Annotated in this window: 15 protein-coding genes; 9 read left to right on the top strand and 6 right to left on the bottom strand. The window is 35.0% G+C overall.

Translation table 11 applies throughout. The annotated features are described in order from the left end of the window. Window positions 1–335 precede the first annotated feature (335 nt). The 5 genes from uvrA to ABIZ51_02425 all read left to right on the top strand — a co-directional run bounded on the left by uvrA (window position 336) and on the right by ABIZ51_02425 (window position 7,527). A complete protein-coding gene (uvrA, locus tag ABIZ51_02445) occupies window positions 336–3,182 on the top strand; it encodes an excinuclease ABC subunit UvrA (protein MEO7087637.1) in 2,847 nt (948 codons plus the stop codon). Window positions 3,183–3,263: 81 nt separating this feature from the next. Further along, a complete protein-coding gene (gene rmuC / locus ABIZ51_02440) occupies window positions 3,264–4,649 on the top strand; it encodes a DNA recombination protein RmuC (GenBank protein MEO7087636.1) in 1,386 nt (461 codons plus the stop codon). Beyond that, window positions 4,649–5,923: a GWxTD domain-containing protein gene (locus tag ABIZ51_02435; GenBank protein MEO7087635.1), complete on the top strand. Its 1,275-nt coding sequence runs from the start codon at window positions 4,649–4,651 to the stop codon at window positions 5,921–5,923. Before rmuC ends, ABIZ51_02435 begins: the two co-directional genes overlap by 1 nt. Window positions 5,924–5,932: 9 nt before the next feature. After that, on the top strand, window positions 5,933–6,694 hold the full coding sequence (gene rlmB, locus ABIZ51_02430) for a 23S rRNA (guanosine(2251)-2'-O)-methyltransferase RlmB (protein ID MEO7087634.1): 762 nt from the start codon (window positions 5,933–5,935) through the stop codon (window positions 6,692–6,694). A gap of 5 nt (window positions 6,695–6,699) precedes the next feature. After that, on the top strand, window positions 6,700–7,527 hold the full coding sequence (locus ABIZ51_02425) for a glycerophosphodiester phosphodiesterase family protein (GenBank protein ID MEO7087633.1): 828 nt from the start codon (window positions 6,700–6,702) through the stop codon (window positions 7,525–7,527). 12 nt (window positions 7,528–7,539) lie between these two features. Here the strand turns inward: ABIZ51_02425 and ABIZ51_02420 are convergent, their stop codons facing one another. From ABIZ51_02420 to ABIZ51_02400, 5 genes are all read right to left on the bottom strand, one after another. Further along, window positions 7,540–8,325, bottom strand: a complete 786-nt coding sequence (locus tag ABIZ51_02420; protein ID MEO7087632.1) for a DUF1828 domain-containing protein — start codon at window positions 8,323–8,325, stop codon at window positions 7,540–7,542. Beyond that, a complete protein-coding gene (locus tag ABIZ51_02415; protein ID MEO7087631.1) occupies window positions 8,322–8,819 on the bottom strand; it encodes a hypothetical protein in 498 nt (165 codons plus the stop codon). The genes ABIZ51_02420 and ABIZ51_02415 overlap by 4 nt, the downstream gene beginning before the upstream one ends. A gap of 80 nt (window positions 8,820–8,899) precedes the next feature. Then, window positions 8,900–9,568 carry a hexitol phosphatase HxpB gene (hxpB, locus tag ABIZ51_02410; GenBank protein ID MEO7087630.1) on the bottom strand — a complete coding sequence of 223 codons (669 nt, stop codon included), beginning with the start codon at window positions 9,566–9,568 and terminating at the stop codon, window positions 8,900–8,902. After that, the gene (locus tag ABIZ51_02405; GenBank protein ID MEO7087629.1) at window positions 9,565–9,978 is read right to left on the bottom strand and encodes a DCC1-like thiol-disulfide oxidoreductase family protein; all 414 of its coding nucleotides are present in this window, start codon (window positions 9,976–9,978) and stop codon (window positions 9,565–9,567) included. The genes hxpB and ABIZ51_02405 overlap by 4 nt, the downstream gene beginning before the upstream one ends. Before the next feature lie 60 nt (window positions 9,979–10,038). After that, on the bottom strand, window positions 10,039–12,306 hold the full coding sequence (locus tag ABIZ51_02400) for an aconitate hydratase (GenBank protein MEO7087628.1): 2,268 nt from the start codon (window positions 12,304–12,306) through the stop codon (window positions 10,039–10,041). A 138-nt stretch (window positions 12,307–12,444) separates the two neighbouring features. Here ABIZ51_02400 and ABIZ51_02395 point away from each other — a divergent pair, with 138 nt between their 5' ends. From ABIZ51_02395 to ABIZ51_02380, 4 genes are all read left to right on the top strand, one after another. Continuing rightward, a complete protein-coding gene (locus tag ABIZ51_02395; GenBank protein MEO7087627.1) occupies window positions 12,445–13,485 on the top strand; it encodes a quinone-dependent dihydroorotate dehydrogenase in 1,041 nt (346 codons plus the stop codon). Further along, window positions 13,472–14,317 (top strand): hydroxymethylglutaryl-CoA lyase, encoded by an 846-nt coding sequence (locus ABIZ51_02390; protein ID MEO7087626.1) that lies wholly within the window; start codon window positions 13,472–13,474, stop codon window positions 14,315–14,317. The genes ABIZ51_02395 and ABIZ51_02390 overlap by 14 nt, the downstream gene beginning before the upstream one ends. Window positions 14,318–15,104: 787 nt before the next feature. Beyond that, window positions 15,105–15,347 carry a CopG family transcriptional regulator gene (locus ABIZ51_02385; GenBank protein ID MEO7087625.1) on the top strand — a complete coding sequence of 81 codons (243 nt, stop codon included), beginning with the start codon at window positions 15,105–15,107 and terminating at the stop codon, window positions 15,345–15,347. After that, window positions 15,344–15,679 carry a type II toxin-antitoxin system PemK/MazF family toxin gene (locus ABIZ51_02380; protein ID MEO7087624.1) on the top strand — a complete coding sequence of 112 codons (336 nt, stop codon included), beginning with the start codon at window positions 15,344–15,346 and terminating at the stop codon, window positions 15,677–15,679. The genes ABIZ51_02385 and ABIZ51_02380 overlap by 4 nt, the downstream gene beginning before the upstream one ends. A 141-nt stretch (window positions 15,680–15,820) precedes the next feature. Here the strand turns inward: ABIZ51_02380 and ABIZ51_02375 are convergent. Continuing rightward, window positions 15,821–18,077: T9SS type A sorting domain-containing protein (locus tag ABIZ51_02375; protein MEO7087623.1), on the bottom strand; the 2,257-nt coding region annotated here is incomplete at its 5' end.

The raw sequence follows: 18,077 nt of genomic DNA, 5'->3' as shown, positions 1-18,077 counted from the left end.
ATTATTACAATTTTTTTATCTAAATATCAGTAAGTTATTTTTAATCTCAGAGCCTGTTTAAATTGAAATTATTAGTGATTTTTTAGAATGCAAGGATAGGTTTTTTAACTTGAGTAGAGTTTACACAATTATGGAAATAAATTACATAATCCTCACATAGTTTAACTGAAAAAATTTTGAAAGGCATTTTTCTGATGATAAAAAAAGAGCTTTGAAAAATTAATTTTTTGAACGCCATTTTAGTATAGCTGTAAGATACGATAAAAAGAACATAAAAGAAATCGGTTAGTTTCAAAATAATAGTAATATTTTTGTTGCCCGAAATATTTTATAAAATGCCGTTTAAACCTGCAAAAGTAGAATCGCTTAGTCCGAAGGAATACATCATTATAAAAGGAGCGAAAATTCATAATTTAAAGAATTTAGATATTGCCATCCCGAGAAATAAATTGGTGGTGATAACGGGTTTATCGGGTTCTGGTAAATCTTCGCTTGCCTTTGATACGCTTTACGCGGAAGGGCAACGCAGATACGTGGAAAGTCTTTCGTCGTACGCGCGTCAATTTCTCGGTCGTATCAACAAACCGGAAGTGGATTATATCAAAGGAATTTCGCCTGCTATTGCCATTGAACAAAAAACAAATACACGTAATCCGCGCTCTACCGTTGGTACTTCTACCGAAATTTACGATTATTTAAAACTTTTATTTGCGCGTATCGGAAAAACATTTTCGCCTATTTCTGGTGAAGAAGTGCATAAAGACAGCGTTTCGGATGTGGTCAATTATGTAAATGACTTGAAAGAAGACACCAAAATAATTTTGTTGGCGCCGATACAACTGAAAAATCAAACAGTTCAAGAAAAGTTGGAATTGCTTTCACAACAAGGTTTTTCGAGAGTAAAATATAAAAATGAAATTTTCAAAACAGATGAATTGCTGAAAAAAAATATTTCAGGAAGTGAAGATTTACTGTTGGTGATTGATCGTTTGGTGGCGAAGAAAAACGACGAAGAAAATTTCGGTCGCATTGCAGATTCTGTTCAAACGGCTTTCTACGAAGGCGATGGCGAATGTTTTGTGGAAATTGTAAATGAGAATAACGAATCCGTAAATAAAAAACAATCAGCCAAACCAAAACTGTTCTCCAATCGTTTTGAAGCGGACGGAATGCGGTTTGAAGAGCCAGATGTGAATTTTTTCAGCTTCAATAATCCAATCGGAGCATGCAAAACTTGTGAAGGATTTGGGACTGTGATTGGTATCGATGAAAATTTAGTAGTGCCCAATAAATCGCTTTCTGTTTACGAAGATGCGATTCTTTGTTGGCGTGGCGAGAAAATGAGTGAATGGAAAAACATCTTAGTTAAAAATGCACATAAGTTTGATTTCCCTGTTCATCGCGCTTACGCGGATTTGAGTGTAGCAGAAAAAAAATTAATATGGACAGGAAATAAGTTTTTTAAAGGACTCAACGAATTTTTTAAATTCATTGAATCTGAAAGTTACAAAATTCAATACCGCGTCATGCTTTCGCGTTACAGAGGAAAAACTATTTGTCCGGAATGCCTTGGCAGTCGCTTGCGAAAAGATGCATCGTATATTAAAATAAATAAACGTTCCATTACCGAAATCGTGTTGATGCCGGTTTCAAAAATCATTGCTTTTTTTGCTTCCATCGAATTAAATGAATACGAAAAAAAAATTTCCAAACGTCTTTTAATTGAAATCACCAATCGCCTTCAATTTTTGGAAGATGTTGGTTTGGGTTATCTTACTTTAAACCGACTTTCTAACACACTTTCCGGAGGAGAATCACAGCGCATCAATTTAGCTACATCGCTTGGTAGCAGCTTGGTTGGCTCTTTGTATATTTTGGATGAACCGAGTATTGGATTGCATCCGCGCGATACGCAACGTTTGATAAAAGTGTTGAAATCATTGCGGAATATAGGAAATACGGTAATTGTGGTGGAGCACGATGAAGAAATTATGCGTGCTGCCGATCAATTAATTGACATCGGTCCTTTGGCAGGAATAAATGGCGGAGAGCTTGTCTTTCAAGGCAATCACGCAGATATTTTATCGGAAGAAAAAAGTTTGACGGCACTTTATCTCAACGGAAAAGAAAAAATTATAATTCCTAAACGAAGAAAATGGAATCATTTTATTGAAATAAATGGCGCGCGCGAAAATAATCTCAAAAATGTAAGTGTAAAATTTCCACTCAATGTGATGACTGTTATCACGGGTGTTAGCGGTTCTGGAAAATCTTCTTTGGTAAAAGCAGTGTTGTATCCTGCTTTGAAAAAACATTTTTCTGGTTACGGAGAACAAGTTGGAATGTTTGATAAACTTACTGGAAACATTGAACAAATCAGTAATATCGAATTTATTGATCAACATCCGATTGGGCGTTCTTCACGCTCTAATCCTGTTACTTACGTGAAAGCGTACGATGAAATCCGCACACTTTATTCGGAACAAGCTTTGTCGAAAATACGCGGTTACAAACCTTCTTTTTTCTCTTTTAATGTGGATGGTGGTCGTTGTGAAGTATGCGAAGGTGAAGGAGAAATAAAAGTGGAAATGCAGTTTATGGCAGACATTCATTTGGAATGCGAAGCGTGTAAAGGCAAGCGTTTCAAGAGTGATTTATTGGAAGTGGAATACCGCAAAAAAAACATTCACGATATATTAAATTTAAGTGTGGATGAAGCCGTTGATTTTTTTAATTCGACAGAAAAACCAAGTACACTCGAGAAAAAAATTGCGTTAAAATTAGCGCCGCTTCAAAAAGTAGGATTGGGTTATGTAAAACTTGGACAATCATCCAGTACGCTGAGTGGTGGCGAGGCTCAACGAATTAAATTAGCTTCTTTTTTAAGTCATGGAAGCCAGGCGCCGGCTACTTTATTTGTGTTTGACGAACCAACTACGGGCTTGCATTTTCACGATATAAAAAAATTATTGACTGCTTTCAATGCGCTGATTGACAATGGGCACTCGCTTGTTATTATTGAGCACAATGCGGAAATTATTAAATCGGCAGATTGGATTATTGATTTGGGCCAAGAAGGCGGCGATGCTGGCGGAAATATAATTTTTGAAGGTACTCCAGAAGCACTTGTCAATTGTGCAGAATCTTATACTGGGCAGTATTTAAAAGAAAAATTGGTCTGAATTAGTTAACAAAAAGAGCCTTCGAAAAAATAATTTTTTGAGACGAAAAATAATTACTTTTATCCCTACACAAATTTTGATATGAATATCCTTTTTTTACTTATCGGCTTAGTACTTGGCTTTGGAATGGCATTTTTATTTCTCAAAAATAAAAATAATTCGACCAAAGATGTGGAAGAATTGAATAAAAAAAACAATTCGCTGGACAAGGAAAAATCGTTGAAAGAACAAGAAATTATTTTTCTAAAAAATGATTCCGAAAAAAAAATTTCCGAATGGAAACAAGAACGTGAAAATTTAATTTCCGAAAATTTAGCGGAACGCGAAAAAGTGATTGCTCTCAATATGCGCATCGCGAAAGCGGAAGAGGCATTTTCTTCTATGAAAGAAAAACTTTCTACTCAAAAAATAGAAATGGAAGAGTTGCAAAAAAAATTTTCTGTTGAGTTTGAAAACATCGCTAATAAAATTCTCGAGGATAAATCGAAAAAATTTACGGAGCAAAATAAAACCAATCTGGATATTATTTTAAATCCGCTAAAAGAAAAGATAAAAGACTTCGAAGAAAAAGTGGATAAAGCTTATAAAGCCGAATCTACGGAGCGTACAACGCTTAAAGCAGAAATTAAAAACCTGATTGATTTAAATAAACAAGTGAGTGAAGATGCCAATAATTTGGCAAAAGCCTTAAAAGGCGACAACAAGAAACAAGGAAATTGGGGTGAAATTATTTTAGAAAAAGTGTTGGAGCGTTCCGGTTTGGTGAAGGATCAAGAATATAGAACGCAATTTAGTACAACAAACGACGAAAATAACCGTATTCAGCCAGATGTAGTGATTTTATTACCCGATAATAAACACATTGTGGTTGATTCAAAAGTTTCCTTGATTGCTTACGAAGCCTTTGTGAATGCTACATCTGAAGAAGACAAAGAAAAATATATTAAGGAACACATTGCTTCTGTTCGCAATCACGTAAAGATGTTGAGTGAAAAAAATTACCAAACATCTCCTGATTTTAATACGCCTGATTTTGTGTTGTTATTTATTCCAATTGAATCTTCGTTTAGCGTTGCCGTTCAAGCTGATCAGGAAATTTTTAATTATGCTTGGGATAAAAAAATTGTGATAGTGAGTCCTTCTACTTTATTGGCTACTTTGCGTACCATTGCTTCTGTTTGGAAACAAGAGCGCCAAACAAAAAACGCCTTGGAGATTGCTCGTCAGAGTGGAAATTTATACGATAAATTTGTTGGTTTTGTGGAAGATTTAGAAAAAATTGGGAAGAGCATTGATACTTCAAAATCGGCTTACGAAAGTGCTTTCAATAAATTAAAATCAGGTTCTGGAAATTTAATTAAACGTGCTCAAGACATTGAAAAATTAGGCGCGAAATCAACAAAGAAATTATCCGAAAAATTAATTGAATCAGACGAAGAAAAAGGATTAGACGAACAAAACGATTAATGAAAAAAATAGTTTTCATATTAATTATTCCGCTCGTTTTTTTTGCAGCTTGTACCATTTCAACCAAGATTAGCAATCAAAATCTGTCGGATATTTATCATAAGGACGGCAGTTTTCTTCATCCCAAATACCTTGTTTATCATACCTCTGACAGTGTTTCAGAATTGTATTTCAAAATTGAAACTGCTGAATTACTTTATGCGCACGAATTCGGAAATTCTTCCACACTTTATACGGCGCGTGTTAAATTAAATTATCAGCTTTTTTCAGGATATGATTCAAAAATAATTATTGACAGCGCCAGTATTTTTCTTTCTGATAGCACAAGAAATGCCGAAATGATTGGTCATGTGGAGATAAAAATACCTTTTGGAAAAGCGTATTTGTTGCAACTAAATTTAACGGATTTAAATAAGCATACAACGGAAACATCTTATGAAAATGTATATAAAACGAATCATTTTGATGAGCAAAGTTTCTTATTGTGCGAAAAAAACACCGGTATTCCTTTGTTCCGAAATTATTTATACAACGGCGAAAGCGTTTCTCTAAAAACAAATCGTACGGATTGTAAAACTATTTTTGGGCGTTATTATAATCGCAGTTTTCCTTCTGCAGCACCACCTTTTGCGGTAATGATGAATAAGCCTTTCCATTACAAACCAGATAGTTTGTTCAGTTTACAGCAAAATAAAAATGGAGATTTTACATTTACAGCGAAAAATTTCACGAGCGGATTTTTCAATTTTGCGATGGACACAACCAAAAAATACGGAATTACATTATTCGGATTTGATGATGATTTTCCACACTTGACAACTGCCAAACAATTGCTCGATCCCCTTTGTTACATTTGTACCAGAGAAGAATACAAGGAAATTTCTTCTGATAAAAATACGAAGAAAGCAGTTGATTCCTTTTGGTTGCAATTGGCTGGGAATCCAGATAGAGCAAAAGAAATTATCCGTAAATATTACAATCGCGTGCAAGATGCCAATATCTTTTTTACGTCCTATTTAGAAGGTTGGAAAACGGACAGAGGGATGATTTATTTAATTTACGGACAACCAAATGTGGTATATCGCACTGAAAATTCGGAAAGTTGGGTGTATGGAGAAGAAAACAATATGATGTCGCTAACTTTTACATTCGTCAAAGTTACCAACCCTTTCAGCGAAAATGATTATACCTTGGATCGTTCTTCCATCTATAAAATAAGTTGGTACAATACGGTTGATTATTGGCGACAAGGAAAAGTGTATTTACAAAATTAATTTTTCAGCATGTACGAAAAACGAAACAACAAAAGTGAGCAAGGAAGTCTTTTATTTGGCTTGCGCCCCGTTATAGAAGCCATTAACAGCGGAAAAGAAATTGATAAATTATATATTCAAAGTGGATTGAGCGGCGGAATTTTTCATGAATTAAAAAAATTACTTGCCGAAAAAAATATTTTTTATCAATACGTTCCGATTGAAAAATTAAATCGCTTAACGAGTAAAAATCACCAAGGCGTGGTGTGTATGATTTCGGATATTACGTATCAACACATTGATGAAATATTACCTTGGCTTTTTGAAAACGGAAAAAATCCATTGATTTTAATATTAGACAGAATTACAGATGTACGAAATTTTGGCGCGATTGCAAGAAGTGCGGAATGTGCTGGCGCAGATGCCATTGTGATTCCATCGCGTGGAGCTGCGCAAGTTAACGGAGATGCGATGAAAACTTCTGCGGGAGCTTTGCATAAAATTCCAGTTTGTCGTTCGGAAAATTTAAAAGAGACGATTGAATTCCTTAAAAACAGTGGCGTGCAAATAATGGCGTGTACCGAAAAAGCAAGCGATTTTTATTATGCTGCCGATTTTTCTTTGCCAACAGCCATTATTATGGGATCAGAAGACGACGGAATTTCTCCTGAATATTTAAAACGTTCCGACGTGAAAATAAAAATCCCGTTGATGGGTGAAATTGGATCATTGAATGTATCGGTGGCAACCGGAATCGTTTTATACGAAGCCGTTAAACAACGTTTGAAATAAAAATTTTGTTTGCAAAAAAAGTAGAAATACACGGACATCGTGGTGCACGTGGATTGTATCCTGAAAATTCGATTAAAGGATTTATAGAAGCTGTGAAGTTGGGCGTGGATGCGATTGAAATGGATGTGGTTATTTCGCGTGACGGAAAAGTGGTGGTGTCGCACGAACCTTGGATGAATCCGAAAATTTGTACAACGCCAGAAGGTTTGCCTGTTAAATGGACTACTCGAAAAAATATTTTCAAAATGGATTACGAGCGCGTGAAGCAATATGATTGCGGCAAACGGGTTCATCCTGATTTTCCGCAGCAACAACCTTCACCGCAATATAAGCCACTTTTAAGCGAAGTGATCGAAAAAATTGAAAAATTTATTTCTGAAAATAAATTACAGAAAGTTCAATATAATATCGAAATTAAATCAAGTAAATTAACGGACAATCGTTTTCACCCGACTCCCGAAAAGTTCGCGAAAATTATTTTTGATACCATTTCTACTTTTAAAATTGACAATCGGATAATGATACAATCCTTTGATAAAAGGGTTTTGAAAGCGATTCATAACTTAGATAAAAACATCCAGATTGGCATGTTGGTTTTTAATTCTTGGTCGCTGAATTACCATTTAAAGAAATTAGGTTTTACACCTTACGCTTACAATCCGAGTTATAAATCACTGAAAGAAAAAAATCTGCAGGAAGCTCACAAAATGGGAATTAAATTATTTATTTGGACAGTGAATGAAGTTTCGGAAATGAAAAAAGTAATTGAAATGGGAGTGGACGGAATTATTACGGATTATCCTGATAGAGCGGTTATGATTCAGAAAAAATAATTGAAAATTATTTTACGCAGCTTTCAGTCTATCAATACTTTCATCACTTAAACGGTCGCTCCAAATAATATAATTAGCTTTTTTTGCTTTTAACGCTTCTAAATATTCGCTTCTGATTGGCTTTTCTTCGTCATTTAATACAGCTATTGCCGTTACATTTTTCTTACTTACTTTTTCTCTCACAGGTTTAATGTCATCCCAACTAAATAAGAAACTACTAAGTGTTTGCTTATTGATTGTATTAAAAGATTTTAAAACTAATTCACTTTGTTTACCTGCTATTTGAAAGTCGAACATAAATTCTAAACCAGTTGATCCTTTAGAGATAAAGTCGGGTGTGTATATTATATTTTGACTGTCAAGATAAGTTCTAACATCTTCTTTGAAAATAGACGCAACATTGTTTTTTGATAAAACATACAAATCATTTAATTCCATTATTGCAGAAAGAAAGTTGTGTTTCTTCTGAGCAAAATTTTGTGCAGTTGTTTCTGTAACAAGTTCGTTTCCATGTTGCTGTATACCATAATTCAATAAAATTCTTTCAGCTAAATTTTTACGTTCGCCTGCTCTATTTAATGATGTGCCAACTAAATCGAGATTATGAAAAGTTTCTCCATTGTCTGATAAAACGATTTTATCTCCTTTTTTTTGAGCATACATTTCAATAACATCATTAAAAAGTCCAATGAAAGGTGTTTGAATTGCAACCCACTCTGTTTTTTCGTCAGGCAGAACAACTGTCTTGCTTTTAAGCCAGTTGTAATAATCTTGTATTAATGGATTTACCCAACTCATAATAATGTATTCTGAATATTAAAATGTGTAACTATATTTATCTCTTTAGCAAAAGCTCTTATTGCGCTACTAAAATCGTCAGTATTATTAATATCTACGATAGGAAAATTGTATTCTGACAAAGGCACAGCCCAAGCAAGATCTTTAAAACCTTCAACGTAAATATGTATGTGTGGCTCATTTTGAAAAAAATAGCCAACAAATGGTTTAACAAAATCTGGAACAAAAGTATTTATGCCTTCAGGATTTTTGTGTCCGCCTCTGTAATCTATTCTAATTAGTCCTTCTTTAGTATTGTCCTCTTGATTATGCAACGATATTTTAAACGTGATTTTTTTATGTGATGTTATTTCGAACAAAAAACTGTATTCTGGCTCATCATCATTGTTTAATGTCCAACGAGTTTTTTCGTCCGATAAATTTATGGTCGTTGTTCCACCCTCAATTTGTTTTGGGAGATTGATTAATTTTTTAGCTAACGCGTTTGAAAACATATCTTTAATAAAACTTTAGCAAAGTAATAAAATATCGCCTTTCGACAACTGCTTTTTCCAAATTATATTTGATGTAAAAATCACCAATACAAAAAAACCGTTTTAAAATCGCTCATTGATTTTAATTTTTTATCGGCAATAGCAAAGCGCGCATCAGAAAATAATTTTTCGGATGGAATACAAATCGTTTTCATTTTAGCGGCTTTTGCAGCCAATAATCCGTTGAAAGAATCCTCGAAAGCCATACAAAAAACAGGCACTACATTTAATTTTTCGGCAGCACTGAGATAAATTACTGGATGCGGTTTTCCGTATTTTTCCAATTCGGCAGAATGGATAACTTCAAAATATTTTTCTAAATCAAATTGCTTTAACACCGCATGAATAATGCGAAAATGGGAAGAAGAAGCCAATCCGATTTTCACGTTTTGTGTCTTCAATAATTCGAGTGTAGATACAACTCCATCCAATAATTTTCCTTTTTCATGAATCAATTCTTCCACTTTATCCATGATCATTGCTTGCAATTGTGTGGATGAAAAATTAATTTTCGGGAAGCGTAAAATCCAATGTTCAACGGCTTCATCCACGCGCATTCCCATCACTTGTTCGCACATTTCTACCGTCATTTCGATTCCTGCTTTCGCGAATATAATTTTTTCAGCTTCTTGCCAAAGTGGCTCTGAATCTATTAATAATCCGTCCATATCGAAAATGGTGGCTTGTATTTTCTGTGGATGTTGTATCATAAAAATCGTTCTTGTATTTGTTTATTAGGTATTTCGCAAAAGTCTTTTTTTGTGGAAATACGATACCGATTTCGGGAAATAAATTCGTAAAAATAATCTCGAATAAAAGGTGGAATGAATATTCCGATGAAAAATAATTTTCGGTACGAATCTAAATGCTTTGAAATATGAAGCGCAGCGCTTGATTTGAAATAAATTTTTTCACCTTCTATTAATACAATAGAACTTATTTTATCAGCTTGAATGGAATGCGCTAAAAAATATTTTTTTGCGTAATCAGATTCTAAAGAAGCAAACAAAAACTTTTTTTTCGAATCGTGTTTAATAATGTATTGAACGGCTGAATCGCAGAAAGCGCAAGCTCCGTCAAAAAACACAATTGATTTTCTTATTTCGTTTTCCTTTTTCATCGTTTATAAAAAAAGCGGAAAAATAAATTTTCCGCTCTTCTAAAATTTTAAAAAATAAAATTAGGCTTTTACTCCAGCACGAATAATATTAAGTGCGCCACCAGCTTTGAACCATTCGATTTGTCCTTCGTTGTAAGTGTGGTTTACTTTTATTTCGTCCTTGCTTCCGTCTTTGTGATTCAACACGACCGTAAGCTGAACGCCAGGTGCGAAGTTTTTCAAGCCATCAATGTCAATCGAATCGTCTTCTTTCACTTTATCGTAATCCGCTTTGTTGGCGAATGTAAGTCCTAGCATTCCTTGTTTTTTCAAATTGGTTTCGTGAATACGCGCAAACGATTTTACCAAAATGGCACGAACGCCCAAATGACGCGGCTCCATCGCAGCATGTTCGCGAGATGAACCTTCTCCATAATTTTCATCACCCACTACAATTGAACCAATTTTTGCCGCTTTGTAAGCACGTTGAACAGCAGTAACAGAGCCATATTCGCCAGTTAATTGATTTTTCACAGAATCACTTTTATCATTGAAAAAATTGATTGCGCCAATCAACATATTATTGGAAATATTATCCAAATGTCCGCGGTATTTAAGCCAAGGACCAGCCATTGAAATATGATCGGTAGTACATTTTCCTTTTGCTTTGATGAGTAATTTTAGGTTTTTAATATCCGTCCCTTCCCAAGCTGCGAAAGGCTCGAGTAATTGCAGACGATCAGAAGTAGGCGATACAATTACTTTAATAGCACTTCCATCGGCAGCAGGAGCTTGAAATCCGGCATCTTTTACATCAAAACCTTTTACTGGCATTTCAATTCCTTGCGGTTCTTCTAATTTTATTTTTTCTCCTTTTTCATTGGTGATGAAATCTTTCATTGGATTAAAAGTTAAACTGCCAGCAATTGCCATGGCAGTAACAATTTCCGGTGAAGCAACGAAAGCATGTGTATTCGCATTTCCGTCATTTCTTTTGGAAAAATTTCTGTTGAAAGAAGTAATGATGGAATTTTTTTTATTCGGATCTGTTGTATGTCTCGCCCACTGACCGATGCACGGACCGCAAGCATTGGCAAGCACAACGCCTCCCATTTTTTCGAAAGTTCCTAAAAAGCCATCACGTTCCACAGTATAACGAACCATTTCAGAACCTGGTGTAATAGTGTATTCTGATTTTGCTTTTAAACCTTTGTCAACAGCTTGTTTGGCTAATGATGCTGCACGAGAAATATCTTCGTAAGAAGAATTGGTACAAGAACCAATCAAACCAACATCTAATTTTTCGGGCCAACCATTGTCTTTTACTGCTTGCGCGAATTTGGAAATAGGCCACGCTAAATCAGGAGTGTAAGGTCCATTAACGTGTGGTTCTAATTCAGACAAATTAATTTCGATGACTTCGTCAAAATATTTTTCAGGAGATTCGTATACCTCTTTATCGCCACGTAAATGTTCTGCTACGGAATTTGCCAAATCAGCAACATCTGCGCGATTAGTTCCTTTTAGGTATTCTTCCATTTTTTTATCGTAACAAAAAGTAGAAGTAGTAGCGCCAATTTCTGCGCCCATATTGGAAATTGTTCCTTTTCCAGTGCAAGAAAGTGATTCGGCACCCGATCCGAAATATTCTAAAATTTTATCTGTTCCTCCTTTAACGGTAAGGATTCCGGCAACTTTTAAAATAATATCTTTGGAAGAAGTCCAGCCGCTTAATTTTCCAGTCAATTTCACGCCAATTAATTTCGGAAATTTTAATTCCCAAGGCAAACCAGCCATTACATCGCACGCATCTGCACCACCAACGCCAATCGCAATCATTCCCAAACCGCCTGCATTAACAGTGTGCGAATCGGTTCCAATCATTAAACCTCCAGGAAACGCATAATTTTCCAACACTACTTGATGGATAATTCCTGCACCCGGTTTCCAAAAACCGATTCCGTATTTATTAGAGACAGAAGAAAGAAAATCATATACTTCTTTGTTTTTATCAATCGCAGTAGCTAAATCTTTTCCAGCTCCGTCTTTCGCTTGTATCAAGTGATCGCAATGAACGGTAGAAGGAACGGCAACCGTTTTTCTGCCAGCTTGCATAAATTGCAACAATGCCATTTGTGCCGTTGCATCTTGCATGGCAACACGATCTGGATGAAAATCAACATAGGATTGCCCGCGCCCAAAAGCGTTTGCAGGAAGTGCTTCGCTTAAATGCGAATACAATATTTTTTCAGTTAATGTAAGCGGACGACCCACCAATTTACGTGTGGCAGCAATTTTAGCAGGCATTGCAGCGTACACCTTTTTTATCATTTCAATGTCAAAAGCCATAATTTGTTTGTTTAAAGTTCCGATGCGAAATTACAAATTAAAAAAATTCTTTCTACTTTTTTTAGAGGAAAAAAACACGTTTGAAAAATTATTTTTTCAAACGTGTTTTTCAGGATTTCACTACATTTGCCAACAATGTTGTACAAGCGCATTTTAAAACCCATTTTCTTTTTGTTTCAGCCGGAAACAATACATCACCTCGTTTTTGGCTCGCTAAAATTTTTTTTTCGAATACCTGGAATTGCTGCTATTTGTCGAAGTTTTTATGTTGTTCGCGATAAGCGATTGGAACGAAATGTATTTGGATTAACTTTCCCGAATCCAGTAGGATTAGCGGCTGGTTTTGATAAAGATGCGAAATTGTTTGATGAACTTTCCGCCTATGGTTTTGGATTTATAGAAATTGGAACGCTTACGCCGAAAGGTCAGCCAGGGAATGAAAAACCGCGTATGTTTCGTTTGCCGGAAGACGAAGCCTTGATTAATCGAATGGGTTTTAACAACGAAGGTGTGGAAGCAGCGGTGAAACGTTTGAAAAATAAAAAAACAAATATTCTTATTGGAGGAAATATTGGTAAAAATAAAATGACTCCGAACGAAAATGCGGTGAGTGATTATGAAAAATGTTTTGATGTATTGTTTGATTATGTAGATTATTTTGTGGTGAATGTAAGTTCTCCGAATACGCCGAATTTAAGGGCTTTGCAAGAGAAAAAACCGTTGTCGGAATTATTAACTCATTTGCAAAATCGTAACAAAACGAAAAAAAATCCGAAACCTATTTTATTAAAAATTGCGCCGGATTTAACCAACGAACAATTGGACGATATTGTTGAAATAGTTGAAATGACAGGCATTGCGGGATTAATTGCGACCAATACAACGATTGATAGAAGCGGATTAAAAACGTCCGATGAAAAACTAAAAGCAATGGGAGCAGGCGGTTTGAGTGGAAAACCATTAACCAATCGTGCAACGGAAGTGATTCGATACATTGCTGAAAAATCAGAAAAAAAATTTCCGATTATTGCTGTTGGCGGTATTCATACGGCGGCAGATGCGATTGAAAAACTGAATGCAGGCGCGACTTTAGTTCAAATTTATACTGGATTTATTTACGAAGGTCCGAGCATCGTGAAAAAAATAAACAAAGAAATTTTAAAATATGAAAATCGTTGAATGTCCGCGTGATGCCATGCAAGGCATACATGATTTTATTCCTACCGAAAAAAAAATATCCTATATCAACTCCATATTAAAAGTAGGTTTTGATACGATTGATTTTGGAAGTTTTGTTTCGCCGAAAGCCATTCCACAAATGCGCGATACAGCAGAAGTATTGAGTAAATTGGAATTAAATTCAACTTCCTCCAAATTATTAGCGATTATCGCAAATGTACGTGGAGCGCAAGATGCAGTAGCTTTTGATGAAATTGCGTATCTCGGTTTTCCTTTTTCAATTTCCGAAACATTTCAACAGCGAAATACCAATTCTTCTATTTCTGAATCCTTAAAAAGAGTGGAAGAAATTCAAGAATTGTGTGTAAAAAATAAAAAGCAATTGGTGGTTTATATTTCCATGGCGTTTGGAAACCCTTACGGAGATGTGTGGAACAGCGACATTGCGATACATTGGACAAAAAAAATACACGAATTAGGAATCAAAATTATTGCTTTGGCAGATACAACGGGCGTTTCCAATCCGGAGAACATTCGTTATTTATTTTCCAATTTGATTCCCGAATTACCGAAGGTGGAGTTTGGCGCGCATTTGCACACCACACCAACTGCTTGGGAAGAAAAAATTTCGGCTGCCTACGAAAGTGGTTGCAAACGTTTTGATGCTGCTATTAAAGGGTATGGCGGTTGTCCGATGGCAGCCGACACACTTACTGGAAATATGCCGACAGAAAATTTAATTTCCTATTTCAAAAAAATAAACTTGAAATTGAATTTAAACGAAACAGCTTTCGATACTGCGATGCAACAAGCCTTGAAAACTTTTCCTTAGGGTTACCAATATCGAATTACTACGGATTTACGAACACGTAGGGTTACAAATATCGAATTACTACGAATTTACGAACATGTAGGGTTACCAATATCGAATTACTACGAATTTACAAATACGTAAGGTTACCAATATCCAATTACTACGGATTTACGAACACGTAAGGTTACCAATATCGAATTACTACGAATTTACGAATACGTAGTGTTACCAATATCGAATTACTACGAATTTACAAATACGTAAGGTTACCAATATCCAATTACTACGAATTTACAAATCTGCTCGTTCAAAAATTGTTAATGAGATAGACGCTACGAAAAAGCCGTTCGAAAAAATATTTTTTCGGCATCGGATTTCGAATAAAATTTTAGTGAAATGAAAGCGTGATGAATTCGGGAAGTTCCGAACGAATGCGAGGAAATCACCCGATGAATAGCTTTCAGGAAACTAAAATGAAATGAGAAATCCAAGCCTTGATCTTTTGGTTCTTTTGAATCAAGTCAAAAGAACATAAGAAAAATTTATTCTTTTATGTTCTTTTTTTTAAGAAAAAGAACATAAGAAAAGGTTATCGGCTTTTCCTACGTGCAGATTCCGTATCAAGTACGGAATGACAGGCTATATTTATTTTCATTAGCATCGGCACATTTTCAAACTTTCAAATTTTCCATTTTTCATTAATTTAGAAAAGACTATTTTGCCTTGGCGATCCGATATTTTTTAAAAGGAATAAATTGTAAATCATAAATATTAATTATATTTGTATTTTATAAATATAAATCAGATGACGACTTTCACAAGTACCCTTCCTAACTCATTGCTTGAGCTACTCAACAAAAAGGCGAAAGAGTTAAACATGCCTAAAAACAAATTGATAGAAAAGGCTTTACAGATTTATTTAACGCAACTCAATAAAGCAGAATATATCCGTTCATATAAACAAATGGCGGAAGATAAAGATATATTGCAGTTAGCCGAAGAGGGGATGAACGACTATTTTACTCAATTAAAAGGAAGTGAAATATGAAGCAGGGAGAAATATGGTATGCCAATCTTAATCCCATTAAAGGTCAGGAACAAGCGGGTGTACGACCTGTGGTAATTATCAGTGGTAATTTATTGAACACTCATTTGCACATTGTTATTTGCTGCCCGCTCACCAGCAAAATAAAAAATTACAAAGGCAATGTTGTGCTTCAGCCAACGACTAAAAACAAATTAAAACAATTATCCGAAATTCTTGTATTTCATATTCGTTCCATCAGTAAAGAAAGATTGACTAAAAAAATAGGAGAGATTACCACTAACGAACTACTTATTATCAAACAAACTCTAAATGAAATTATGGATTATAATTAATTGATAATGGAGAGAGAATAATTGTTAATTGTTAATGAAATAGAACATCCTTAACTAATAAAAAAAGCCCTTCAAAAAAATATTTTTTTGAAGGGCTTTTTTTAATTTTCAAATTGGCACATTCGCAAATCTTCCAATTGCTTAATGATTCACTACCAATTTAGAGGAATACACTTGGATGCCATTATTAAGGCTAATGAAATAAATGCCGTTGGTATAATTGCTCACATCTAAGGGAAGCGTGTTTGTGCCCATATTGGTAGCAATTTGTTCGGTTTTAATTAAACGCCCTGTATAATCGTAAATGTTTAAAATGGATGTACCAATAACTGGAGAAATAAAACGAATACTTGCTTCATTTCCTGCCGGATTTGGAATTACTGATAAATTGGCTTTGCCAGAAGCATTTACATTTACTGCCACTACATCCGAATAGGTATAATTGCCATCAAAATCGGTTTGTTTGAGGCGGTAATAATCCACGCCTAACACGGGATTATGATCTATACCTGCGTAATGAAGTGTTTGCGTGCTGTTGTTAGCACCTTTAACAGTATCAATGGGTGTATAATTAATACCATCCAAAGTACGCTCCACCGTAAAATAATTATTATTGGTTTCCGAAGCGGTTGCCCAATTCAAATTGGTGCTATTACTTATCGCATTGTATTGTGCATTAAAATTTAACAATTGTATCGGTAAACAAGTAGCATAAGTAAGTGTTATCGATTGAGTGGCTGTTTGTCCACAGGCATCGGTAATAGTACAAGTATAAGTTGTAGTTGCAGAAATTGCTGCCGTTGTAGGGTTGGTAGTAGTACTGCTTAAACCAGTTGCTGGACTCCATGAATAAGTATAGACCGGAACTCCATAATTACCTGTTGCTTGAAGGGATGTTGGAGTTGAATGACAAAGTGTGGTTCCCGCAGAACTTGTGGGCGCAGCTGGTTGCGCAACGGTTTGACCATAAACGGTTACTGTCCAGTTATCTGATGCAATAAAATTGTTTGTACTACAAGGTGAAGTATTATTACTAGTCCAAAAGTATATAAGGAAGTTAATATTAAAAGCAGTGCAGGAAGGAGCAGGAAGACAAGTTTTTAAATCAGAATAAACATCTAGTGTTCCAACACAATTACAAGGAAGATTATGACTATTGCATCCGTATATTGAAGCGGGTGCAGTACCAGGGCTTGTGCAGCTGCCTAATTTTATAATAGTTCCAGCATATATTCCGCTATTCCTACCACAAACATCATAATTAAAAACAGATTGGAAAGGAGTATAAAATTGTACGTCCGTTATAGTACATTGAATAGGAGCTGGAACTGCTATGGTATTAGCACATCCAAAGCCTCCGTTATCGTTTTTATCAGCTCCCGAAACGCTTGCTTGCAAAAGAGTTCCGGTGTTCGTAACAGTTGGATCTATAACTACAGGATATTGCCTGTTTGGGCTATTTATAAAACTTAAAGGGGTATAAATATCAAGCGTATTATTATTGAATACGTAGCCTGATTGATAAGAATTTAAAACATTAAAAGTTTGGTCGGATGTTTCTGCTTTATAAAAGATATATTGAGTAGAATCATTTGATGAAACAAAATTAATATTACCTACCCACTGATTATTTGTATTTGTATAACCATTTGTAAAATGTGCAGTTAAATCTGTTGGGATATTTAAACTGTCTCTGATAATTAGCCAGCCGCTTGAGTAGCTAAGACTGTTGTTTATCAAAAAACTGGTTTCAATATTACCATTATTAACATTTATTTTCATGTCAATGCTGGGCCAAATACTGTAAATCATTGCACCGTCATCGCCTACAGAATAATTGCTCCAATTGGCTAATCCTAAATTGGTGATAGTACCAAGCGTATCTTTGTGTAATAATTGGAGTTTTCTTGAAAACTGAAATTCCTTTCCAGATGAACTGATGGAAACAAACTGATTGCCAATGTCTATCTTTGTAGGATATTCTTGATTGGGTGCGATAAATATTTTTTGCGAATAGGAAAAAGGTTTTAATCGCGGGTCAACGGCACGGATAAAATGACTTGTACTGTCGTAATAATTTTCTTCATTTAATGATTGTTGTATTGCTATCGTTGTATCGGTCTGTCCAGGTGTAACCTTAACATAATAACGGCTGTGTAAAGTTCTTTTCTGAACCAATTCTAAATAACTTTGATTGGGTGCATCGTAAGGTAAAATACCAAAATCAGGATTGCTTTGGTATTTAAGCGGTGTTAATTCTTTTAAAAGTGGAGAAATATTTTTATTGTTGAATGTAAAGGAAGTATAATTAAAAACTTTGCTTTTCATACCAGAAGCCACGGTCTGTTGCCCAAAAGCAGTATAGCTGATGAGCGCAACAAGAATTAATAAATAACTT

The organism is Bacteroidia bacterium (assembly GCA_039924845.1).
Classification (GTDB): Bacteria; Bacteroidota; Bacteroidia; order DATLTG01; family DATLTG01; genus DATLTG01.
The sequence above is the reverse complement of the archived record's forward strand: the minus strand, read 5'-3'. Positions and strand labels throughout refer to the sequence as shown.

Bases quoted from the DNA above. Each gene is read 5' to 3' on its own strand.
- ABIZ51_02420 (MEO7087632.1), bottom strand. From the start codon at position 8,325: ATGAGTTGGGTAAATCCATTAATACAAGATTATTACAACTGGCTTAAA.
- ABIZ51_02405 (MEO7087629.1), bottom strand. From the start codon at position 9,978: ATGAAAAAGGAAAACGAAATAAGAAAATCAATTGTGTTTTTTGACGGA.
- ABIZ51_02390 (MEO7087626.1), top strand. From the start codon at position 13,472: ATGAAAATCGTTGAATGTCCGCGTGATGCCATGCAAGGCATACATGAT.
- rmuC (MEO7087636.1), top strand. From the start codon at position 3,264: ATGAATATCCTTTTTTTACTTATCGGCTTAGTACTTGGCTTTGGAATG.
- uvrA (MEO7087637.1), top strand. From the start codon at position 336: ATGCCGTTTAAACCTGCAAAAGTAGAATCGCTTAGTCCGAAGGAATAC.
- hxpB (MEO7087630.1), bottom strand. From the start codon at position 9,568: ATGATACAACATCCACAGAAAATACAAGCCACCATTTTCGATATGGAC.
- ABIZ51_02415 (MEO7087631.1), bottom strand. From the start codon at position 8,819: ATGTTTTCAAACGCGTTAGCTAAAAAATTAATCAATCTCCCAAAACAA.
- ABIZ51_02400 (MEO7087628.1), bottom strand. From the start codon at position 12,306: ATGGCTTTTGACATTGAAATGATAAAAAAGGTGTACGCTGCAATGCCT.
- ABIZ51_02385 (MEO7087625.1), top strand. From the start codon at position 15,105: ATGACGACTTTCACAAGTACCCTTCCTAACTCATTGCTTGAGCTACTC.
- ABIZ51_02380 (MEO7087624.1), top strand. From the start codon at position 15,344: ATGAAGCAGGGAGAAATATGGTATGCCAATCTTAATCCCATTAAAGGT.
- ABIZ51_02435 (MEO7087635.1), top strand. From the start codon at position 4,649: ATGAAAAAAATAGTTTTCATATTAATTATTCCGCTCGTTTTTTTTGCA.
- rlmB (MEO7087634.1), top strand. From the start codon at position 5,933: ATGTACGAAAAACGAAACAACAAAAGTGAGCAAGGAAGTCTTTTATTT.